Raw genomic sequence first — 21,687 nt, 5'->3', positions numbered from 1 at the left:
TTAGAAAATTCGAATTCCACAACAGGTAGATGGATATATTTGGTATGATGGAATTATCGATATAACTATTGAAAGAATTTAAAAGAAAAGGAAAGTTCCTATGCATACATATAACCTTACGGAGCGACTTTTATTTGCTTCTACATCTTTGAACAAGATGAAACTTGGAAATGAGATGAAAGGAAAAACGATTCTACTTACAGGAGCCAGTTCGGGGATTGGGGAGCAAGTAGCTTACCTATTGGGTGAAATAGATGCACATTTAATCTTGGTCGCCAGAAGAGAAGAAAAACTTTTGACTATAAAAAAGAACATCGAAAAGAATGGGTCCCGTGTAAGTGTTTTTCGGGCAGATTTGAGAAATGAGCAAGAGATGAAGGAGTTACTGACTTTTCTACATCAATTACCGGGTGGAGTGGATGTGGTCGTCAGCAATGCGGGTCTTTCCATCAATCGCTCCATATCCCATTCATTGGATCGCTATCACGATTTCACACGAACGATGGCCATCAATTATTTTGCGCCGGTTCAAATACTGCTGTCAGTCATTCCTTTACTGGAAAAGAATAAAGGACAGGTAATCAATGTATCGACAGTTAATGCCTTGCTACTGCCCATTCCCCATTGGGCGGCCTATCAGGCATCCAAGTCAGCTTTTGATATTTGGTTCCGCTCGGCTGCTGCCGAGTTGAATGCCATGGGAATCTCGACAACATCCATCTATTTGCCGTTGGTGAAAACCCCCATGATTGTGCCGACTGTGTCTTACGAAAAAATGCCTGCAATGTGCCCGAACCATGTGGCTAAAATCATTTGCAGGTCGATGTATACAAAAAGAAAAACATATACGCCTTGGTGGTTGATTTTCGGGCAGTTGGGCTCCACTCTTTTTAGAGGCCTCTGGGAATTATCCATGCCCAAGATTTTAAGAAAACGGGGAGAAGGAAATTGACGATCGTCAACCTGATAAACGTTCTATATAAAATGAAATTCCTTTCCCTATTGGGATTGTGCGGATTAATTGTTTTCATCTGTAAATACGGAATAAATATCATGCTTTTGCTACGCATGGCTGAAAAGACAAATGGCGATAAGCTTGCCTTAGTGGAGGATGAAGAAACCATTACTTACAGACAATTATTGTCCCAATCAGAAAAGCTATCTTTCATTTTTAAGGAAAGATACAAACTTCAGAGAGGGCAGAAGGTTGCGTTTTTGTGTAAAAACCATGGATCGTTGGTTAAATCGATTTTTGCTGCTGCCCAGCTTGGACCGGATATCTATCTGCTCAATTCTGACATGAGCCAGATTCAGTTCGATCAATTAGTTAAAGACCAAGATTTTGACTTTCTTGTTTACGACGTTGAATCGAGTTCTTTGATTGAAAAATCACTTTATCGGAAAGAGAGACTTCTGAGTAAGCATGATTATTTGCCCGCAGTAAATACCTTGCTTCAAACGGAGGTTGAGGGGAACTTCAAACTCCCGAGATCTTCAACAAGCAAAATAATGTTGCTTACAGGTGGTACCACAGGAAAGTCGAAGGAAGTTGCCTATAAACCTTCCCTCTTCCATTTCTTGAATCCTTTCCTGGCTGTACTAACCAGGCTGAAGCTGTTGAATACCAAAACAGCCTATATTGCCACGCCAATATACCATGGCTATGGAATTGCGATATTGTTTTCCTACCTTGCATTAGGTAAAAAAGTGGTCATCAGTAAAGGATTTGATGCCAAAAAAGCATGTCATCTGATAAGTAAACACCGTATTGAAGTGGTTACAGTCGTCCCGTTGATGATACAAAAGATGTTAAACCACAATGTGGAAGATTTGCGATCCCTTGTTTGTATTGCTTCAGGAGGGGCCAAGCTCAATCCGAAACTGGTGGATGAAGTCTTCAGTAAACTTGGCGATGTCTTGTACAATCTGTACGGCACTTCAGAAGCGGGGCTGAATATAATCGCAACCCCACAGGACTTGAAATATTCGGCTGCTACCATCGGAAAAAAAATTAAAGGTGTACGGTTGAATATTATGGATCATGATAAGCAGAAGGTTGCAGTTGGCACAGTCGGTCAATTTTGCATCAATAATAAATGGTCCATGAGAAACAGAACGAGTACCTGGATAGAAGCTGGTGATTTGGGTTTTCAAGATAAGAATGGATATTACTTTTTATGTGGAAGAACTGATGAACTGGTGGTTTCTGCTGGAGTGAATGTGTACCCGATTGAAGTCGAGCACGTATTGATCAAACACCCGCAGATAGAGGAAGTGGCCGTGGTAGGGATAGAAGATGAAGATTTTGGTCAGAGATTGAAAGCATTCGTATTGACAAGGAAAAATGAAGACTTGACCCAAGCTGCACTTTTAGAATGGATACGCCCTCGAGTGGCGAGGTTTCAAGTGCCAAAGGAAATCGTCTTCGTTGATCATATGCCTTACACGCCTTTGGGGAAACTGGATAAGAAACAACTGAAGACGGAGGTGCGGAAAGAATGGATAAAAATCTGACCAAACAGAAATTGGCAAAACTATTAGCGGGAATCGAGATTGGGTATTTTGATACGTCAAAAAATTGGGGTGAGGAAACCAATGACTATTACTACAAATACTTTGACGACCCGGATCCAGAGCTTCGATCATTGTCTTTGTTGGCTTTCACTTCAATGGTTGGCAATTGGTATCATGGCCCGGCAGATGTTTTTTATACAAGTCCACATGCCATTTACTCACCGCCAACATCATTTTACTCCTTTGATGACTATTTATCGGCATTTTTAGAACATGTTTCACAGATAGAACATGACTTCCCGATTATGTATAGCTACATTGTTTATTATTTGTCCGAATTGGATAAAAAAAGAGCATTTGAACACGTTTTCCCGGAAATGGACCAGAAAATTTTCAGTCAAATGAGAACCTTATTATTTTCAGGTGAAAAGAATGTGAGACGGTCTTCATTCAATGACTTATTACGGGAAGTAGGATTGCCGACATTTTTTTCGGATTAGAAAAATTAATTATTGACGTTTTTATTGCCCTGGAAATAATGATAGATATCAGATTTAATGATTCCAGATCCTTACGAGGAGAAGAATAGCCATTCTATAAAGGAGGCTAATTCGGTTTAATAAGAAGGAGATTTCGCATGATTCGAAAAGAATATAAAAACCAAAAAAAGAAATCCAAAAAGAAATTGTTTTTAAAAATCTCGGCACTCTTGGTAACGGGTCTTCTGATTACTGGTACAGCTTACGGGTTCTATTTAGTGAAAAAAGCTGAGGTAGCCGCGGAAAAATCATATGAAGCGATTGATAACCGTGAAGGTTCTATTCTTCGAGAGAAACCAGTTGAACCGATTAATGACAATGTATCCATATTATTTATTGGAGTAGATGATAGTGACGTACGTAATCAAGGAACGAATAATAGTCGATCCGATGCTCTAATGCTTGCAACTCTCAACAATAAACAAAAAGACGTGAAATTAGTCAGTATTCCAAGAGATTCTTACGTGTATATACCTGAAATAGGGTACAAAGATAAAATCAATCACGCCCTTTTTAAAGGTGGAACAAAAGCGACAATAGAGACGGTTGAGAATTTATTGGAAGTACCAGTGGACTATTACGTACGAATGAATTTCAATGCTTTCATTGATGTAGTAGACGCTTTGGATGGTATTTACGCAAATGTTCCATATGATCGATTAGAAAAAGATGAAAAAGATAATTACACCGTTCAATTAACAAAGGGTTATCAAAAACTCAATGGTCGACAAGCGCTTGCTTTAGCCCGTACAAGGAAATTGGATAATGACATCGAACGTGGTAAACGTCAACAGGAAATCCTATCATCCATTGTAAAAAAAGCTTCTTCTGCCTCTTCCTTCACGAAGTACGATGATGTGATTTCAGCCGTTGGTGACAATATGAAAACGGATATGACATTTGACGAGATGAAATCTTTTCTAACTTACATAAAAGAAGGTATGCCACAAGTAGAAACCCTATCCCTTGATGGCCATGACGATAACTCAACTGGAACGTGGTATTGGCTATTAGATGATGAATCGTTGACAGACACGAAAAACTTACTTAAAAACCATCTTGAATTAAGTTCTGAAGTCGGTGACGAATAGTATTTCTACCGAAATCCAAATGTTAAACCAGTCTACATCTTCTGCCTATCCCAAGCTGAACTCTTGTTGGGAAAAATGAATTCTATTCACTATCCAGTCGGTTAGTCTCACTTCTAACCCAATTTGCCACATTGGGTCTGTCCGTAAAAAAACCGTTTATGGATCAATTATTTACCTGAAAACTTAATAGCAAGTGAAAAAAGGAGTGGCTGAATCTATCTTCAGCCGCTCCTTTTTAATGGGTTTATTAAAGTCAAAGGTTTATTAATTCTTAAAGAATATGAAGGATGGGTGTGAATGTTTTCACTTTAACTTACGCAGTAAGTTAGTTGAAAAACCTCATCATTCTTTTATTTCTTACAGATATTTCTGTACTAATCTCATTCGGCCGACTTGAATTTTTCAGGTAGCTCATTCACGACTTCCCCTGTATCCGTAAACCGTCCCTTTAGCATGTTATCTTTAACAATCTTAACAATAATCGCATTTGCCGTTTTTGAAGTGCCATCAGCCAGGGTGCTCGTTATGGTTTCTTCTGCGATAAACTCGATTTCGGAATCATTAATCGTTTCTTCATGGATAAGTAATTCCTCTTTTGACAAGTCTAGAGGTTCTTTGTCTACATCTACCCATTCGTAACCGCCATCAATTAACCACTGCCCATTTTCGTTCACTGCTGTTATATAGACATTTCCATGCCATTGAAAAAAGTCATTCAATTGAAAGGTTTTCACCTTAATGAATTGTGGAGTATTTTCAATAACTTCCATCCGTGCATCCAAAGAAACTTCAGGGAAGAACCCATCTTCTCCACTTGAATAATACCAATACTGAAGCTCTTCCGGCAATTCCTTGTTAAGCATTTCGCTTGATACCAATTCCTTTATACTTTCCGGTAAGTTTTCTTGAAGTTTAGCTGCCATCACTTCTGATTGGGTACTTTCTTCATCAGAAAATGTCATCTTGCTATTCGTCTCTTTAACAATGTCTTCTATCTTTTGAAACTTATCCATGACCACTCTTATTTCAGCATCACTTAACACTTCTGGCTCTTCGTTCACAACAGGAGCTGTCTCGCCATCATCCTTCTCAGATTGTGAATCTGAATCCTCAGGAACAACTTCTTGAACATCATCTTCGCTACTTTGTTGCGAAGATGTATCGTTTACCTCGGAACAAGCAGCAACGAAAAAAAGAATTAACAATAAAAATAAGGGGTTTAATATATTCTTCTTATACATCTAATTCCTCCAATAATTACAAATTCTAGGTACTTAATACAGTGTAACTGAAATAAGGTGAAAAATCTGTCACCTCTATAACATTTATGGGACGTGAAGAGTAATTCATTCATCATAACAGGAGAAATTGAAGTGAATAGTCATTCATTTTATGTTAAAGTCATCTAAACATAGAGGTTTTTCAAGAGGAGTGGGATGAATGATTTTCAAGAAAAAGGTGGAGCTGTCCGAAGTAAGTGGTGTTCAAATGGTCAATGGCAATGTGGCATTTCAAGGCGTAAACCTAAATGTGTACTGTTTTGTGTCGGACGGCGTATTAATAGATACTGGTGCAAAGTCACTCGAAAAAGAATTTCAACTATTTTTTGACCAACACGAAATCAATCAAGTCATGATTACCCACCATCATGAAGATCACACAGGTGGGGCGGCTTATCTACAACAGTTAGGAAAACCAATTTATATGCATGAACGATATATAGAAGACTGTCAGTCAAAAGCGAACTATCCTTTATATAGGAAGTTGTTCTGGGGGAAACGAGGACCATTCGATGCCGAGCCGATAAAGAGCACTTTCTCAAGCAGAGGGGCAACATGGGAGACTATTCACACCCCTGGTCATGCGCAGGATCATATGTCCTTTCTGAATAAAGAAACGGGCCAACTATTCACCGGAGACCTATATTGTCAGGAACGGACAAAAGTAGTTCTTCGAGACGAAAGCATTCCGACCCTAATCAATTCCCTGCAACGTGCACTTACTTACGATTTCAATGAAGTATATTGCAATCATGCAGGGTACTTAAAGAACGGCAGAGCCAATCTTAATCGCAAACTCGAATACCTACTGGAGCTTCAAAGCAAAATCATTGTGCTCCACAACAAAGGCCTGGCACCTAAACAAATCAATAAAATCCTCTTCCCCAAAAAATATCCCATTGTACGCTTCTCAATGGGGGAATGGGATTCGTTACACATGGTGACTTCGGTTATTAAAGAAGGATAGGCTAATTAGAGAATTCATTCTTAACAAACGCAGTATTTTAGTTTAAGAAGGTATATACGTAATGAGTGAAAAATAAGCTTTAACCATTAAGCATCAGCTTGGCGGTATTGTTCTATTTATTCTCCAATCTTGTTCGTCTCACTTCTAACCCAATTTGCCACATCGGGTCTGTCAGTGAAAAATCCGTTTACCCCTAGATCAATTAGGAAACGCATCGTTTCTGCATCATTGACCGTGTAAGGATGAACAATCAAGTTTTTGCTGTGCATCAAATCGATGAACTTCTTAGTCACGGCAACTGAATTTACACCAACTCCCGAAGCATACTGTGAGAGTTCTTTCAGTTGTTTCTTGGGAATATGCGCTTCTTCCTCGAATGTATAAAGTTTGATCAAGGGAATGGAAGGCTCCATAGCGAATATGTTTTTTAAGCTTTTTGCGTCAAAGGACTGAATGATTACTTTTGGAATGATGTCACCCCTATTTAGGAGGTTATGTTCACGTAATTGTTTCAACAGCTCCTCTTCGATCCCTGGATACGTTTTGGGTGATTTTATTTCAATGTAATAATTGACGGTATCACCGAAATGAAGGAGAATCTCCTCCAAATCAACAATTCGCAAATCATCATAATGCGGTAGGGTGTACTCAAGATGGTTTTTATCGAACGCTTTTTCAGGAGAATGAAGCTGGATTTCATCAAACGTGACATCCGTTACCGCTTGTTGAGCGTTGTGAAAAGTGACGACAGTATCATGCATCGCTACTAATTTTCCGTCTTTCGTCATTTGAAGATCAATTTCAATGTAGTCAGCACCCATCTGGATGGCCATCTCGTATGAAGAAAGTGTGTGCTCTGCAGCATAGGCAGATGCACCGCGATGGGCAATGATCAGAAAATCATTCTTGGGAAGAGTCGTACGCTCAGTTGGAGGTTCACTAGGTGGTTGCGTGCATCCATATGTGAAAAGCATGACAATAAGGAGCAACATTTTTTTCATGGATTCCAACCTCCGCACAAAAAATAAAAGAGTCCTAAAGGATATGGCGGTAAGTAGGAAAACATTCGATAACGGTCTTATTTACTTGAATTTTTAGAGAAAACGGGCGGCTGAAGTACAATCTTCAGCCGCCCGTTTTATATGAATATGCCAATCATTTTACTGGAAATTCATAAGAAATTCAGCGTAATCTTAATACACTTTGTCACCGTTAAAAATAGAATTCTTGACGATTACATAATCCACGTTGCGGATGGCTTCTAACTTGTTTCCACCCGAATAGGAGATAGCGGATTGAAGATCTTGTTCCATTTCCATCAACGTATCTTCCAAAGAACCTTTATGCTCAACAAACATTTTCTTGCCTTCAACATTCTTCTTTTCGCCTTTTTGGAATTCCGAAGCGGAACCAAAATATTCTTTAAATAGCTTGCCATCTTTTTCAACTGTTTCTCCTGGAGATTCATCATGACCGGCAAATAATGAACCAATCATAACCATGGAAGCACCAAATCGGACTGATTTCGCAATATCGCCATGTGTACGAATACCACCATCAGCAATAATCGGCTTGCTTGCAGCTTTGGCACACCAACGAAGTGCAGCCAATTGCCAACCACCCGTTCCAAATCCGGTCTTAATCTTTGTGATACAGACTTTCCCTGGTCCAATGCCCACTTTAGTCGCATCCGCACCTGCATTCTCTAATTCTCTAACTGCTTCCGGAGTTCCGACATTTCCGGCAATAACAAAACTTTTAGGCAAGTGCTTCTTGATATGCTGAATCATCTCAATCACAGCGTTAGAATGCCCGTGAGCAATATCAATCGTGATGTATTCCGGTATAAGTTGCTCATCAGCCAATTGTTGGATGAAATGATATTCTTCTTCTTTGACTCCAACACTAATTGATGCGATTAATTCACGGGAATGCATATCTTTGATAAAGTCTACTCGCTTCTCAGGTTGAAAACGATGCATTACATAGAAGTAACCATTTTCAGCTAAGTAAATCGCAATCTTTTCGTCAATAATCGTCTGCATATTTGCTGGCACCACAGGCAACTTGAAAGTATGTTCGCCCAAAGCAACTGTTGTATCACATTCTGACCGACTATTAACTATACATTTTGCCGGAATCAATTGAATATCTTCATAATCAAACACATTTTCCATAATAAGCACCCCTAAACACGAATATTAAAGCTAAGTTAATTGTAATTGTTCGTCCATAGGGTAACTTATAACAAATTAACTTGTATGTCAAAGTTTTTATCAAGATAATGAAAGAAGTAACGCAATTCCCTCATGCTTATCTAAGCTTCTAGCAATTTTCACAATAATCGTCCTTGCTATTTCTTCGGTTGCTGAACGTTTTCTTGAACAGTTCCAACAGACTCAAACTTTCTTTTGTCTGCTCTCCCTGTAAGAAATAAGACTGCATTTCAATTTGACGATCTATCTCCATTCTTTTCGCTTCCATCATTTGTTGCAATTCATAATGATTAATCATGTACTCACCTTCTCTTTTTAGTTTTTGCGTATGATCATTTCATTACATGTCATTCTAATGAAAACATGGTTTCAATTTTGACCACATTCAATATGTATATGCCATAAATAATCAAATGATACAAAAAATAAAAAAATAATTGGTAAAAATTGAACAGATGTAAGCTGTTACTTTTTGTGTTCCCAGACGTCTGTTATAGAATGCACCGTAAAAGGAGTGAGAAGATGAAGAAATTGTTAGTTGTAATCCTGATTTTAGGACTAGCAGGCTATGGACTTTATTATTTCGGAACCAATGTCGCTTCGGAAAAAGTGGTTGATTCCGTTTCAACGGAACTCGAGGCTAGTGGGCAAATAAATGAAGTGAAATCCTATATAGAAAATGACCCTGAACTGATGGAAATGATGAAGGAAGCCGAGTCGGCAGATGAAAGTACATTGCCTTTTACTACTAAAGGAGAAGCCACACGCGTCCTGGTCAAAAAGGTTGGCGTCACTAAGCTTCAAGATTTACAAGCAAAAGTGAAAAGTGGATCTGCATCTAAAGAAGAAGTATTGCAGGCCCTCAACGAGGACTTAACGGAAGAAGAAATGTTGGCGTTGCAAGTCATTGCTTATAAAGAAATCTATAAGAAGTAATTGATCATGGTCAGTCCAATGTGGATTGGCCATTTTTTTGTGTAAAGGACCAACTCGTCCAACCAGAGCCAACATGGACTACACATTAGTTAATAGAGAAGGCATGGCGCGGGATAACTTAGCGAAACTTTATATTAGTTATTGTAAAAAAGAGGGATTTCTGTAACTCTTAACGAAAACAAAAATGTACACTTGCGCAATTGTTTACATGCATGAAGGAATTTATAACAAGTCATTGATAATGGACATTCAACTAGTGGGATTCATTTTGCCATCGAGATGGAAGGGATGTAACAAAGGGGAGAGCCAAATGCGTGTATCTCAAGACATAATCGACTGGATATGAACGTAAATTTCAAAGAGAAAAAGCATAATGCTAATGGGGGCTGAAGGATTGGGAAAAGTTGTTGAAATTATAGGACTTACAAAAACATTTAAAGACAATAAAGCGGTGGACGATGTTTCGTTTTCGGTTGAGAAAGGAGAAGTCGTTGCGATTCTAGGTCCTAATGGGGCTGGCAAGAGCACGACCATCCTCATGATGCTTGGCCTATTGCATCCGACAAGTGGCGAATCCAAGTTGTTCCAATCAAATGCGAAAGAGTTAAAGGTTCGTGAAAGAATAGGCGTGATGCTGCAGGAAGTCAGTCTGATGGATGGTCTAAAGGTGAAGGAAATCATCCGTCTGTTTAGAAGTTACTATCCAGAACCGCTGTCGCTCGATCAGCTAATCGGCTTAACGGGATTAAACGAAGAAGAATTGAACAAACGAACTGAAAAGCTATCGGGTGGCCAAAAACGTAGAGTCGGATTTGCTTTAGCACTTGCGGGTAATCCGGATCTTTTGTTTTTTGATGAGCCGACGGTCGGAATGGATATAGCAGCACGTAAAGTTTTTTGGGATACCGTGAGAACACTGGCCGACCAAGGAAAGACGATTCTATTTTCCACGCATTACTTGCAAGAAGCGGATGATATAGCTGACCGAATCATTTTATTCCATAAAGGAAAAATAGTTGCGGACGGAAGCCCTGAAAAAATCAAAGGCAATCTTTTGACTCAGTCTATTTCATTCATTGCCTCAAAAGTGGAATCTGAAATGCTTTTCCTTCAAGAGCCCTACGTGTCAAAAGTCCTTGAAAAGAACGGACGGATTCATGTGTTCACCAGTAACACAGATGCGGTCTTACATAAAATTTTTGAATCTAAATTTGAAGTAAGTGATATTGCGGTTGAAAAAGGACGTCTTGAGGAAGCATTTGAACAATTGACAATTGAACCGCAGGAGGTCATCTAAATGAATATGTTCCTAAATCAATGCAAAATTGAAGGTTTACGGATTTTCCGTAACCCATATTATCTTTTCTGGTCACTTTTTATGCCAATTGTGTTTTATGTGATCTTTACAAAAATCATGAATACGGATGTTCCTGACAGAGAACTATGGAATGCTCACTTCCTGATGTCCATTACGACGTTCAGTGTAATGGGAAGTGCCATCATGACGTTGGGCATACGGATGGTACAGGAACAATCACAGGGCTGGACAACATTCATGAAAGTGACGCCGCTCTCTGGAATGGTCTATTTCCTGTCGAAAATGTTGGGGCAAACGATGATTCATGTATTGTCAATTGTTGTGCTTTTCGTTGCAGGGGTTTTGATTAATGGGGTATCCTTGCCTGCGATGGACTGGATAATGAGTGGATTGTGGATTTTATTGGGTTCTATTCCTTTCCTTGGTATTGGTGTCCTGGTTGGGACAATGAAGAAGGTAGAAACAGCAAGTGGGGTCAGTAACATGGTTTATATGCTTCTGGCTATCACAGGTGGTATGTGGATGCCAATGGAAGTCTTGCCGAAAACAATCCAAACATTGGGGTCTTGGTTGCCCGCATACAATTACGGCAACGGGGCATGGGAAATCATTCGTGGAAATGTCCCTGAAGTGAAAAACATAGCCATTTTGGCATTTTATCTAGTATTGTTCATGTGTCTGTCCCTGTATATTCGTAAAAAACAGCAAGCGGTGTAAGAAATCTGGCGATAATGATTAAGTTCCCGTGATTCATTTTTTCTTTCAGCTACAAAAAGAGACTTTCAATTAATAATTAATTGAAAGTCTCTTTTTCTTTTTCATAAGTCTTCATTTTAATTTACTATTCAGAATACAATAATGTATGATGTACAGTATGAAGGTGTGCGACATACAGTATAGAGAAAGAGGTGAAATAATGAATCAACTATTGGGTTCTTTGACGACTGAATTGCGCAGGGGGACATTAACTTTGGCGGTATTGAGTCAATTGAGAACTCCACAATACGGCTATTCACTCGTCCAAAGATTGGAAAAGAACGGCATCAAAATTGATCAAAGTACACTTTATCCATTATTGAGGCGTTTAGAAAAACAAGAGCTCGTGACCAGTACATGGGAGACAACAGAGAGCAGACCGCGCCGATATTACGTATTGAGTGCATTCGGTGTGAAAATTTTTGAACAGCTAAAAGAAGAATGGGAAAAAACATCACAAGAACTGTACGGATTATTGAAAGGAGACGAACAAGATGAAGTGGATTGATTTGTACATCCATGAAGTTACAAGAAGGTTGCCTGAAAACACAAGGGAAGACATTGCTTTAGAATTGCGTTCTACCATAGAAGACATGCTTCCCGATGAACCGACCGAAGCTCAAGTGAAGGCAGTGCTCGCCGAGCTTGGCAATCCGTCAGTGATGGCACACAATTATTTGGATCGGCCCATGCATCTAATCGGACCGAAGTATTTCGATATATATATCAATCTGTTGAAACTTATCCTACCAATCGCTTTGACAATCACACTGATTGCTTCGGTGGCGGATGCACTTGTTTCGGTTAAAGGGGATGAAGAAATAATAACCGTCATTTTCAACGTTTTCGGAATAGCCATTTGGAAATTGTTGAGCACGGCCATGCAAACAGCGTTTTGGTTGACTTTGGTCTTTGCTGTCATTGAATGGACGGACAAATCCAGAGACCAGGCACCACTCACGATGAGTATGAAGAAATGGACTCCGGAAGATTTAAAGGACGTAAATCCAATTCCAAAGAAAAAAGCCATTCAAAAATGTATGATTTTAGGCAGTCTAATATGGACGGCCACCTGGGTAGCTATTTACTTCAACGCTGCTAAATTGGTAGGAATCTATGAAGATGGAGCGAACGGAATCAAATTTCAATTCCCCATTTTTAATCAGGAAATACTGAATTCTTACTGGCTGCTAGTAGTCCTTGTAATTGTATTGGAGGTAGCTCTGGCATTGTATAAAGGTTTTGTCGGACAATGGACGATAAAAGTTGCAAGTCTGAATACCATTACACACCTCATTACTTTGGTGGTTTTAGCGACAATCATTGGAAACGATTCGATTTTGAGTGAGCAGTTCGTTGTCTATTTGCAACAACTGAAGATTGATTCCAACCTGTATGATTGGGCATATCAAAGCATCATCATCGTGTGTGTAGTGTTTGCGGCCATTGATATTTTTGAGGGATACCGAAAAGCAAAAATTTCACTACTGGGTCCACTTAAACAATAAGCTTGGCTTTTATTAGGTTGAACATAACTTAACTGGCCATAACATGCGTAACGAAAAGCGTCCGCTTGGTGTTAAAAAATGAGAAACTATAACATATGCAGGCGTTAAAATTCATTTCTTATATCCAATATCAAGCAAATTAAAAGAGACTTTCAATTTATGGAGTCTCTTTTAATTATGGCTGAATTTCACTTGTAAAGCTGTTCCTTTATTTTTATCAATACTTGCAGAGTTAGGCTGAATGCCTCGCTGGGCGTGGCCAGATAAAGTAACTCAAGGTGATGAGTAAATCAATGCCGAGTACAATCGCCCATACGCAAAGAATTTGTTGAAAAGCTTCCGTTCTGTCGGCATTGCCCACCCATATTGTCAAACCGAGTAATAACCCAGCACCGATTAAAAAGGCGAAGAGATGCCTAATCCAATTGAGGAAATCTTGTTTAGCAAAAGCCATTCCCGTTTTTTTTGCGGGCTTCTTCCTGCTTTTTAGGATATAAAAACAAAACTGATCATCAGCCCAGCGAATCATCGATTTACCGTAAGCCACGGAAACCCCGATGTAGATAGCAGCAATTCCATGTGCCATCGTGGCAGTCGAACCTCTGTACAAGTCGAATCCCGTTAATACAAGTAGTGCCAAATCCACCAAAGGTGTCATTGCTAAAAGTATAAACCCAAGTTTTTCTCTTTTTCCTAGATAGCGAACAACAAGCCCACTGACGATAAATAACCAAAATAAAATTTCACAGATGACAATGGCCCAAGCAATTCCATTCATGTGCACACCTCCATGTTTTATTTAGTACGTTCGTATTAATTAAAATATACCACAAGTTTTATTTAATACAAGTGTTCTAAAAAGATTGTCTGACTGTACATTAGTCGCTATAATAAACCTATGCCAAAACAAGTGAATCACGAAGAACGAAGACAAATTATTGCAGAAGCCACGTGGGAAATGATTATGAAGAAAGGGATTGAAGGAACAACTGTCCGGGCGATTGCCGATGAAGCCAATCTATCATTAGGTTCTTTGCGCCATTATTTTTCTTCTCAAGAAGAGCTGTTGAGCTATTCGATGGAGTTGGTGAAAGAAAGAGTGACGGAACGGATTGAGAAAAAGTTTGCACAGGACATACCAATGGATGAGTTGCTTGTTCATTTCTCTTTGGAAATTATTCCTTTGGATGACCAGTCCCGTCTCGAAATGACAGTTTGGTTCCACTTCATGGCCAATGTCCAATTCCGTCATAAATTCGAGGGAGATGATGGGATTTTGCAGGCGCTAGAGCAACTCCTTTCTCTACTGGAAGCACACGGAAGATTGAAACCAGGAATTGAACTTCAGGAAGAAATCGAAACACTGTATGCGTTGGTGGATGGACTCGCCATCCATTGCCTGTTTGCACCTGTGCGCCTGACGAGAGAGCGTATCGTTCCTATTATTGTTAAACACGTTAATCTCCTACTTCTTCATCCATTAAATAGTTCTATATTTTTGTGAATTGAATTGAAAAAGAAGCACCTCCAATCGACTGTCAATCCGATTAGGGGTGCTTTTCTATTAATAACAGGGATGGTATCCAGAAGAAAAACTTCTTGGATCGTATATCCATCCAAAATGCAAAAGAATTTTCAAAAAAATGAAACCAACATTCGTTTTGCTTTGTCTAACAGGTAAGAAAGAAAGAAAGAAAGGAGGGGAAGGATTTGGATAAGCAAGAAAGAGACAGATTACTGACCGCAGCAATGAATGAATATGGACATTATTTAATCCGCCTCGCCTATGCCTTTGTAAAAGATCAGACAAAAGCAGAAGATATTGTCCAAGAAGTATTTATCCGCTATTACATACACCTTGAAGACTTTGAGGGACGCTCCAGTGTCAAAACATATTTATATAGCATAACAGTCAACGAATGTCATAACTACTTTAAAAGCTGGACTTACCGAAAGACAGAACTGACCAATCTGGCGGGAGCTTTGCTTGTAAATATACAAACTCCGGAAGACACGTTGTTAAAGAATGAAAGCATCCATTATGTAGCACAATTGATTGAAAAACTTCCCCTTAAAAATAAAGAAGTATTGTGGCTTCATTACTATGCCGAACTTTCGGTCAAAGAAATCGCAGAAGTGTTGAAGTGTTCCGCAAACACAGTGAAAACTAGATTGGCCCGAGGCCGGGAAAAAGCGAGATTAACGATGAGCGAGGAGGAGATTGAACATGCAAGAGAACATTAAACGTCAATTGGACGCTACTATACCAGAACAACTTACGTTATCCGAAGAGCACAAACGTAAAATTTTGATGGAAGCGAACCAACGAATGTCTCGACCGAACATTTTCAATCAGCGGCTTTTGAAACCCCTCGTTGGCGTGGCAATTATTGGCTTGTCCTGTTTTCTTGCATTCCCGTATATACAAGAATGGTCTGAGGAAAAAGCGTTGCATTCATCTGAACATGATTTGTTAACAGAAGTCACCATTCCAGGTGTTGAGTATGATTCGTTAATCAACGCTCACTATGTGGATGAAACAAATGAAATGATATACACCGATCATGAAGCCATTTATTCTTATTCAATTGCGACAAAGACGAAAGAGGTATTAATTGAACCAAAAGAAGACGCTCGTATTTTTAACCTGGCCGTCAATGATGAATGGCTCGTATGGGAAGAAATTAGCTCATTGAAATTATATGTATTAAATCGGACGAGTTCGGAAATCAAAGAATTTCCAAATATGGGTCTCAGTGATCTGCAAATAGAAGGAGATACATTGACATATATGTTTATGGGAAATGAAGATCACAGTTATACAGGTTATGTCGCGATGGATTTACCGACTGGAGAAACAAAAGAGATCCAGGAACTGGTGAACGGATCAAATAGTAAAGCGGCTATTAATGATGGCTTGATTGTAATTCCTGAAAGACAGCAATTCGGTGAAGATGGCATGGTGACATTCTATGTACACGATTTGCAAGGATCCTCAGAAGTGAGGGAATACACGGTACCTTATGAAATGGCAGTAAATGTTACGCTGACCAACGATAAAATATTTGCTCAGCTCCAAAACGAGGATGAAGAAGTAGTCCTAGGCTATATCGATTTTAAGGACGGTAAATTTTATGAAGTAGACGTACCAACATTTGAAGCTTACGCCGTGTATGGTGATTATGTAGCCCTGAGTGTTCCAGTAAAAGATACAAATACAGTGAAATTGTTTCAATTCAAGAAAGATGGTGTTGTAGCACTTTCGACTTTCGAACAACTAAACGAACGACTCGTGAAACCCAGATTCACGAAGGACGGCACATTAGTTGTGAATGGGGAAGGTGCGCAACGCTCGATGTACCTGCATAAAGTTAATGAATCTAAATAGGTGATCGAGGATAGTCAGCCCACTCATGCTGGGTTGACTATTTTTGGCATTTTAAAAGAAATCAGCTTGGTTGTTTCTTTGAATACATAAGTGAGACAAAAAAACGAAAAAAATTATAGCATACTAGGTCATATAGAAGTTTAGTAACCATCTTCTTTTGTAAAACTCCCATGAAAATTCGATGGTTGATGGTACATTATTTGAACAAGAACACCTTAAAAGGGACCTTATAATTCCTTAAAATAAGATCATTGAAATATTGTTGGAATTTCATAACGAAATTCGAAAGCGGCTGAAATACAACTTCAGTCGCTTTTTTCTGTGATAATGAATTCCAAAAAAGGGCAAAAAGGATTCTTCATGAGCGGTCGATTTGAGGACAACTATCCTTTACAATAGGAAGATATGGTTTGGACGGGTTAGGAGTGTTTTAGAGGTGAGTGTGATAGTAAGTGAAATAACACGGTGTAACTTAGCCGTGAGCAGCCGGTTTAAGAAAAATAAACCGAAAATGGCTGAAGAGATGACGAACTTGTTGAATGTATCTCCAGTTGTGGATGTTCATATGGAACGCCTTTCAGATGGACAGACGAATCAAAAACGCGTGTCTTTATATATAGAGTCAGAAGCCATTGAAGGTACGCCAGTCATGGAGTGCGAATGGATTGGTAACGGACTTGAGGTCGTTCATTTCTATATAACTAAAAAGCGTATTCAATTAGGAAATAACCGCCATTTGCAGATGAGGATGGCATTTGACCGTAAAGGTTTGGTGTCTACGGAAATGACGCTCGCTCTTTATAGGATTATTCAGTCTCTACCTATTGCTTCCGACCGATCGGAGTACGTAAAAAAACGGATTTCAAGCTGGGAATCTTATTTACGGGTAATGGAGCGTAATGCCGATGTAGAAAGACTTGAAATTGGCATCCGGAATGCCCGTTTAAGTCTGGATTTCCGTAAAGTCACATTTGAGCTACACAAACTGCCGAATGGGTTTGATAAGTATTACAAAAAGTCGGCTGTTAAGTTAGTAGCTACGAACCAAAGTCTTGGGAATGTTGTGCAGGTGCAAATGGGCAAACGAACCATTGATGTAGAACTTGCTAGGGATCTTCAGGAAAAAGCACGAACGGGAAAATGGCGAGTGCCGGCAAACGGGAAGCTCGCATTCGATAATGTAGCGGAAATGGCACAAATTAATCGTTTGAAAGATGGGTTCAAGCGTCTGGAAAATGGCTGGGCAGTTAATGCGAACCTGGAAAAGCTGTTATTCGAGAAACGTCCGACTGTGCGAAAAGGGAAGGTTCCGGAAGATTTGACCTTCAAGCAAAATCTGAATGAATTTCAGCGACAGGCAGTAGAAGGCGCTATTGCCGCACAGGATATGTATGTCATACAAGGGCCACCCGGAACAGGAAAGACCACGGTTATTTCTGAAATTTGTTATCAGCATGCGAAAATGGGTTTGAAAACGCTAGTAGCCTCACAATCGAATTTGGCGGTTGATAATGCACTGGGTAAATTACTGACGGATCAGGACATTCGAATTTTACGAATCGGTCGAAGTGAAAGCATCGAGGAAGAAGGGCAGCGTTTTGTTGAAGAACAAGTTGCTCTTTACTGGAAGCAACAGACGCTTTTGTCGATCCAGACGCATGTAAACCAGTTTGAAAAAGATGGACAGGTTCTTCTTACTTCTATTAAAGAAACTGAAGCAACAATCGACCGTCTGAAGGGTGAAATAGAGACTCTTGAAACGAAGAAAACGGAAAAGAATCAAGCCAAAGAAAATTTGAACAGACTTCAGCACGAACTGAAGTCAAGTCAGTCATACGTTCAAGAGTTGAAGCGAAAAAAAGATCAATTTGATTTTCAATTGATTATGAGTCAGGACATTTTTGAGGATGCAAAAAGCCGATATGAACGGTTGAATGACCAAGTATCTCTTTTTTCGGGCACAGGTGAATTTGCTAAACTTCACATTAAACTCAATGATGAAGTTCAAGTACTTCAAAAACAGTTAGCATATTTACAAACGGCAACATCTCTTCAACAGAGAAGAAATGAGCATCAGGATTATGTGGACCAATTGAAGAAGGCCTCTGCTCAGCAAGCGACTTTAGAACATATAGCGAAACAAATCCCAAATGTTAAGAAAATCCCTGAATTACAAAAGTTGATGGGGCAGGAATCATGGGCTCGTTCTTCTGAAATCAACTCGATTCTTCATCATATGGAACAGTTGCGTATGAACTATCAAGCTTCGATTCAAACTGGGAATCATTCCGAAGTGGATGACACGTTGAATAAAGCCATTATTTATGCAGAACAGCAACTAAACGCGCATCAATACAATATGAAGATGCTCGCAAAAAAGATATCGATGATGCCTCATGTTGTTGGAGTGAAGCTTGAAGATCGGTATGTAAAAAAAGTGGTAGACGCATTTCGGGATTATGCCAAACAAATGAACGCATTCCGGGAGCCGTTAAATCAAACGGACCGACAAAAATTGTCGGCAATTTATGAACATATGATGGTCCTGAAAGCATCCAGAAATGTTGGATTAACACGTAATGGTGCACAAGGAAACGAGCAAATAAAGAATGAAATTTTGACTTCATTTGAACAGCTGAAAGAAGTCGTTGGACAAACTCTTGTAACACGTCTGCAGGAGTTAGCTTCAGAGACCACTTTATTGACTCCAAAACTTTCTGCACTGGTTGAAGAAATTGATTCTATTGAAAAGAATCTTTCCGGTATGCGTGAAACGATACCCAATCAAGAAGTACTTGTTCCAATGGTCGAAATCAAAAAGGCTCTTGTGGAAAAAGAGGCAGAGCTTGAGCGGATGGGAACAGAAGAGAGCTACGTAGAAGGTTTGGTACAAGCAACTTCCGTGCAACAAGAGGTTATGCAAAAACGTGAAAACGAAATGAACCTAATCCAAGATACGATGGCAGATTTAGCACAAAAATTGACTGACGAACAGTTCAAGCAATCGACGATCAATAATGAAGTGGTTGAATTAGAAGCAATCATCATTATCGATATAGATGCTTTATTGAACGAAGTGAAAACGAACTTCGAGAATACGTCAGCACAATTAATCGAATTAAAACGAAAAGAAACTTTCCTGAACGTTTCCAACGACATTCGCCTCGAGTGGCAGGATATGCTGGGACAATCAACTGCTTATGATATGGATGAAATCAAGAAGTTGTATATTCAGTATGCGAATGTGATTGGTGTGACGTGTTCGATTTCGGCAAGTAAGGATTTTGTGACACAGTATCCCGATTTTGATGTGGTCATTATTGATGAAGTATCAAAAGCAACACCACCTGAATTACTGCTGCCGATGTTAAAAGGGAAGAAAATCATTTTGGTTGGCGACCATCATCAACTGCCTCCGTTGGTGGGACAGGACACAATGGACGAAGTGCTCGAAGATATGACCGATGCACAAGAGAAAGCTGATTTGACATCGATTTTGAAAGAGTCCATTTTTGAACGGTTGTTCAATGATTTGCCTGAAGACAGTAAGGCAACGCTTCGCATTCAATACCGCATGCATGAGCACATAATGGAAACAATCAACCCATTTTACCGTGAAAACAATTACGGTTTGGAATGCGGATTGGCTGATTCGAACAAAGATCGGGATCACTTGCTGGATGGCAAGCTGTTCAAACGTGGGCAGCATATCATTTGGTACGATATGCCGAATGAGCAAGGATTTCTTGAGGAGCGGGAGCAGCATAGCCGTAGCTATTACAACGCAGCTGAGCTCAAACAAATCCGTGAATTATTACTGGATTTGGATCAGGCGACAGCTCACGCGAAAAAAGATGGCCGTCTGAATGCCAACGTGAAGAAGAAAGTAGGCGTCATAAGTTTTTACGGGGAACAAGTGAAAAAAGTGGATCGTCTTCTCAGCCAAGAACTCGACCTGCCTCACCTTCATTGCCGAACAGGAACAGTCGATAAATTCCAAGGGATGGAGATGGATGTTATCATTCTGAGCTTCGTGCGTAATCATCACCAGAAGGATGGGAACATTGGGTTCTTAAAGGATTACCGACGATTAAACGTGGCACTTTCTCGAGCACGTGAACTTCTTATGATTGTCGGCAGTGCGGACATGTTCACGAAAAAAGCCCACGGCGAATCCCAAAAGATCATGTTCCAACACGTATTGAATGTCGTAGAGAAATACGAGGGATTGAAACAATTGGAAACTAACGCAGGCAGGAAGTGATTTTATGAGCAAACAACTTGATACAGAAATGTCGAAAGTATCGACCGTGTTGCTGGAACAACGCCATCTGCGCTTGCTTGGAAGTGAGAGTTGGGGGTTTCTGCTTCAGCTTGCGAACATTCAGATGACAACGGGTATCCGAAGTCAAATGGATGTCCTGATGAAAATGATCTTGAAGATTTTGGGGAAACTGGACGTCAAACACACTGAAGAAATCAGCGAATTGCTGGCGGTGGAAAACATTTTTGTGGATCATATGCTGAAGCTGATGATACAAAATCAGATGGTTGAGATAAATGAAGGTTTCTATCGACTGACCGACCTTGGGATGGAACAACTGAAAGTAGGTACGTTCGTACATGATTCCTTGGAGGAAGAGGTCGAAGTTGCATTCAGTCCCTATCATAACGATGCTCTCATTAGGGAAACCAATCAAACGTCAGTAGAGACAGACGATCAACTTCCTGTTTATCGTTTTGGTGAAGACAACAATCAATTAAATGTGAACGAACTGGAAGACTCACAAATTATACAAATCATCGAGGACTCTGGCTTCGAATTTATAGTGGAGAACGGTCAGAAACAGATTGAAGAGATTTGCTCAATTGAACTGCAAGACACATTACGAGTAGCTTGCTTCGAATTCCACATGCATGACACAACTGAAGATACTGTTTTTATTCGTGTCTGGAATACGTGGACGGGTCAATTCGATGTGCAATTTGAAACGGAACTTAACCAAAAGGAAGCAAGCCGTTTAAGAAAACAATACTTTGATCAGCCGATATCATAACTTTTAAAATAAGCTCTGTTAAACAATATTGTTGATCTCAGTTCCAACGCACTTACATGTTTCGAAGCTAGCTTAGCGATGCAACAATCTACCATTTTTCAAAGCTAGCGTAGCGAT

At 39.7% G+C, this 21,687-nt stretch carries 20 protein-coding genes; 15 read left to right on the top strand and 5 right to left on the bottom strand.

Features of this window, described 5'->3' with window-relative positions; all coding sequences use genetic code 11:
* Window positions 1-100 precede the first annotated feature (100 nt).
* The 4 genes from HMPREF1210_RS10410 (at window position 101) to HMPREF1210_RS10395 (ending at window position 4,144) form a co-directional block, all read left to right on the top strand.
* The gene (locus HMPREF1210_RS10410; protein ID WP_016428639.1) at window positions 101-952 is read left to right on the top strand and encodes an SDR family NAD(P)-dependent oxidoreductase; all 852 of its coding nucleotides are present in this window, start codon (window positions 101-103) and stop codon (window positions 950-952) included.
* The gene (locus tag HMPREF1210_RS10405; protein WP_016428638.1) at window positions 949-2,514 is read left to right on the top strand and encodes an AMP-binding protein; all 1,566 of its coding nucleotides are present in this window, start codon (window positions 949-951) and stop codon (window positions 2,512-2,514) included. Before HMPREF1210_RS10410 ends, HMPREF1210_RS10405 begins: the two co-directional genes overlap by 4 nt.
* The gene (locus HMPREF1210_RS10400; RefSeq protein WP_016428637.1) at window positions 2,499-3,014 is read left to right on the top strand and encodes a hypothetical protein; all 516 of its coding nucleotides are present in this window, start codon (window positions 2,499-2,501) and stop codon (window positions 3,012-3,014) included. The genes HMPREF1210_RS10405 and HMPREF1210_RS10400 overlap by 16 nt, the downstream gene beginning before the upstream one ends.
* 137 nt (window positions 3,015-3,151) lie before the next feature.
* Complete coding sequence (locus tag HMPREF1210_RS10395) at window positions 3,152-4,144, top strand: LCP family protein (protein WP_016428636.1); 993 nt, start codon at window positions 3,152-3,154, stop codon at window positions 4,142-4,144.
* 380 nt (window positions 4,145-4,524) lie between these two features.
* On the opposite strand, the gene HMPREF1210_RS10390 is transcribed toward HMPREF1210_RS10395, so the two are convergent.
* Window positions 4,525-5,385: a hypothetical protein gene (locus HMPREF1210_RS10390; RefSeq protein ID WP_016428635.1), complete on the bottom strand. Its 861-nt coding sequence runs from the start codon at window positions 5,383-5,385 to the stop codon at window positions 4,525-4,527.
* Between the two features lie 199 nt (window positions 5,386-5,584).
* On the opposite strand from HMPREF1210_RS10390, the gene HMPREF1210_RS10385 reads away from it, so the two are divergent.
* Window positions 5,585-6,391 carry an MBL fold metallo-hydrolase gene (locus HMPREF1210_RS10385; RefSeq protein ID WP_016428634.1) on the top strand — a complete coding sequence of 269 codons (807 nt, stop codon included), beginning with the start codon at window positions 5,585-5,587 and terminating at the stop codon, window positions 6,389-6,391.
* Between the two features lie 116 nt (window positions 6,392-6,507).
* Here the strand turns inward: HMPREF1210_RS10385 and HMPREF1210_RS10380 are convergent, their stop codons facing one another.
* From HMPREF1210_RS10380 to HMPREF1210_RS10370, 3 genes are all read right to left on the bottom strand, one after another.
* Window positions 6,508-7,392, bottom strand: a complete 885-nt coding sequence (locus HMPREF1210_RS10380) for a glycerophosphodiester phosphodiesterase family protein (RefSeq protein ID WP_016428633.1) — start codon at window positions 7,390-7,392, stop codon at window positions 6,508-6,510.
* A gap of 192 nt (window positions 7,393-7,584) precedes the next feature.
* Window positions 7,585-8,568: a GMP reductase gene (gene guaC, locus HMPREF1210_RS10375; RefSeq protein WP_016428632.1), complete on the bottom strand. Its 984-nt coding sequence runs from the start codon at window positions 8,566-8,568 to the stop codon at window positions 7,585-7,587.
* Between the two features lie 148 nt (window positions 8,569-8,716).
* Window positions 8,717-8,905 (bottom strand): hypothetical protein, encoded by a 189-nt coding sequence (locus tag HMPREF1210_RS10370; protein ID WP_016428631.1) that lies wholly within the window; start codon window positions 8,903-8,905, stop codon window positions 8,717-8,719.
* A 224-nt stretch (window positions 8,906-9,129) separates the two neighbouring features.
* Here HMPREF1210_RS10370 and HMPREF1210_RS10365 point away from each other — a divergent pair, with 224 nt between their 5' ends.
* The 5 genes from HMPREF1210_RS10365 to HMPREF1210_RS10345 all read left to right on the top strand — a co-directional run bounded on the left by HMPREF1210_RS10365 (window position 9,130) and on the right by HMPREF1210_RS10345 (window position 13,125).
* Window positions 9,130-9,543 carry a hypothetical protein gene (locus tag HMPREF1210_RS10365; protein ID WP_016428630.1) on the top strand — a complete coding sequence of 138 codons (414 nt, stop codon included), beginning with the start codon at window positions 9,130-9,132 and terminating at the stop codon, window positions 9,541-9,543.
* 394 nt (window positions 9,544-9,937) lie between these two features.
* Window positions 9,938-10,840, top strand: a complete 903-nt coding sequence (locus tag HMPREF1210_RS10360) for an ABC transporter ATP-binding protein (protein ID WP_147640306.1) — start codon at window positions 9,938-9,940, stop codon at window positions 10,838-10,840.
* Window positions 10,841-11,578 (top strand): ABC transporter permease, encoded by a 738-nt coding sequence (locus HMPREF1210_RS10355; RefSeq protein ID WP_016428628.1) that lies wholly within the window; start codon window positions 10,841-10,843, stop codon window positions 11,576-11,578.
* A gap of 199 nt (window positions 11,579-11,777) precedes the next feature.
* Complete coding sequence (locus HMPREF1210_RS10350; protein ID WP_016428627.1) at window positions 11,778-12,125, top strand: PadR family transcriptional regulator; 348 nt, start codon at window positions 11,778-11,780, stop codon at window positions 12,123-12,125.
* Window positions 12,112-13,125: a hypothetical protein gene (locus tag HMPREF1210_RS10345; RefSeq protein WP_016428626.1), complete on the top strand. Its 1,014-nt coding sequence runs from the start codon at window positions 12,112-12,114 to the stop codon at window positions 13,123-13,125. Before HMPREF1210_RS10350 ends, HMPREF1210_RS10345 begins: the two co-directional genes overlap by 14 nt.
* A gap of 232 nt (window positions 13,126-13,357) precedes the next feature.
* Here HMPREF1210_RS10345 and HMPREF1210_RS10340 read toward each other — a convergent pair whose 3' ends face one another.
* On the bottom strand, window positions 13,358-13,903 hold the full coding sequence (locus tag HMPREF1210_RS10340; RefSeq protein ID WP_016428625.1) for a hypothetical protein: 546 nt from the start codon (window positions 13,901-13,903) through the stop codon (window positions 13,358-13,360).
* Between the two features lie 120 nt (window positions 13,904-14,023).
* Here HMPREF1210_RS10340 and HMPREF1210_RS10335 point away from each other — a divergent pair, with 120 nt between their 5' ends.
* The 5 genes from HMPREF1210_RS10335 to HMPREF1210_RS10315 all read left to right on the top strand — a co-directional run bounded on the left by HMPREF1210_RS10335 (window position 14,024) and on the right by HMPREF1210_RS10315 (window position 21,570).
* A complete protein-coding gene (locus HMPREF1210_RS10335) occupies window positions 14,024-14,629 on the top strand; it encodes a TetR/AcrR family transcriptional regulator (RefSeq protein WP_016428624.1) in 606 nt (201 codons plus the stop codon).
* A 206-nt stretch (window positions 14,630-14,835) separates the two neighbouring features.
* Window positions 14,836-15,369, top strand: a complete 534-nt coding sequence (locus HMPREF1210_RS10330; RefSeq protein WP_016428623.1) for a sigma-70 family RNA polymerase sigma factor — start codon at window positions 14,836-14,838, stop codon at window positions 15,367-15,369.
* Window positions 15,353-16,513, top strand: coding sequence for a hypothetical protein (locus HMPREF1210_RS10325; RefSeq protein WP_016428622.1), 1,161 nt, complete (start codon window positions 15,353-15,355; stop codon window positions 16,511-16,513). The genes HMPREF1210_RS10330 and HMPREF1210_RS10325 overlap by 17 nt, the downstream gene beginning before the upstream one ends.
* A 436-nt stretch (window positions 16,514-16,949) precedes the next feature.
* Window positions 16,950-20,777 (top strand): AAA domain-containing protein, encoded by a 3,828-nt coding sequence (locus tag HMPREF1210_RS10320; RefSeq protein WP_016428621.1) that lies wholly within the window; start codon window positions 16,950-16,952, stop codon window positions 20,775-20,777.
* Window positions 20,778-20,781: 4 nt separating this feature from the next.
* On the top strand, window positions 20,782-21,570 hold the full coding sequence (locus tag HMPREF1210_RS10315) for a hypothetical protein (RefSeq protein WP_016428620.1): 789 nt from the start codon (window positions 20,782-20,784) through the stop codon (window positions 21,568-21,570).
* Window positions 21,571-21,687: the final 117 nt, after the last annotated feature.

The organism is Paenisporosarcina sp. HGH0030, from assembly GCF_000411295.1.
In the GTDB taxonomy this organism is placed as follows: Bacteria; Bacillota; Bacilli; order Bacillales_A; family Planococcaceae; genus Paenisporosarcina.
The sequence above is the reverse complement of the archived record's forward strand: the minus strand, read 5'-3'. Positions and strand labels throughout refer to the sequence as shown.

Bases quoted from the DNA above. Each gene is read 5' to 3' on its own strand.
- HMPREF1210_RS10410 (WP_016428639.1), top strand. From the start codon at position 101: ATGCATACATATAACCTTACGGAGCGACTTTTATTTGCTTCTACATCT.
- HMPREF1210_RS10400 (WP_016428637.1), top strand. From the start codon at position 2,499: ATGGATAAAAATCTGACCAAACAGAAATTGGCAAAACTATTAGCGGGA.
- HMPREF1210_RS10395 (WP_016428636.1), top strand. From the start codon at position 3,152: ATGATTCGAAAAGAATATAAAAACCAAAAAAAGAAATCCAAAAAGAAA.
- HMPREF1210_RS10390 (WP_016428635.1), bottom strand. From the start codon at position 5,385: ATGTATAAGAAGAATATATTAAACCCCTTATTTTTATTGTTAATTCTT.
- HMPREF1210_RS10385 (WP_016428634.1), top strand. From the start codon at position 5,585: ATGATTTTCAAGAAAAAGGTGGAGCTGTCCGAAGTAAGTGGTGTTCAA.
- HMPREF1210_RS10380 (WP_016428633.1), bottom strand. From the start codon at position 7,392: ATGAAAAAAATGTTGCTCCTTATTGTCATGCTTTTCACATATGGATGC.
- guaC (WP_016428632.1), bottom strand. From the start codon at position 8,568: ATGGAAAATGTGTTTGATTATGAAGATATTCAATTGATTCCGGCAAAA.
- HMPREF1210_RS10370 (WP_016428631.1), bottom strand. From the start codon at position 8,905: ATGATTAATCATTATGAATTGCAACAAATGATGGAAGCGAAAAGAATG.
- HMPREF1210_RS10365 (WP_016428630.1), top strand. From the start codon at position 9,130: ATGAAGAAATTGTTAGTTGTAATCCTGATTTTAGGACTAGCAGGCTAT.
- HMPREF1210_RS10355 (WP_016428628.1), top strand. From the start codon at position 10,841: ATGAATATGTTCCTAAATCAATGCAAAATTGAAGGTTTACGGATTTTC.
- HMPREF1210_RS10350 (WP_016428627.1), top strand. From the start codon at position 11,778: ATGAATCAACTATTGGGTTCTTTGACGACTGAATTGCGCAGGGGGACA.
- HMPREF1210_RS10345 (WP_016428626.1), top strand. From the start codon at position 12,112: ATGAAGTGGATTGATTTGTACATCCATGAAGTTACAAGAAGGTTGCCT.
- HMPREF1210_RS10340 (WP_016428625.1), bottom strand. From the start codon at position 13,903: ATGAATGGAATTGCTTGGGCCATTGTCATCTGTGAAATTTTATTTTGG.
- HMPREF1210_RS10335 (WP_016428624.1), top strand. From the start codon at position 14,024: ATGCCAAAACAAGTGAATCACGAAGAACGAAGACAAATTATTGCAGAA.
- HMPREF1210_RS10325 (WP_016428622.1), top strand. From the start codon at position 15,353: ATGCAAGAGAACATTAAACGTCAATTGGACGCTACTATACCAGAACAA.
- HMPREF1210_RS10315 (WP_016428620.1), top strand. From the start codon at position 20,782: ATGAGCAAACAACTTGATACAGAAATGTCGAAAGTATCGACCGTGTTG.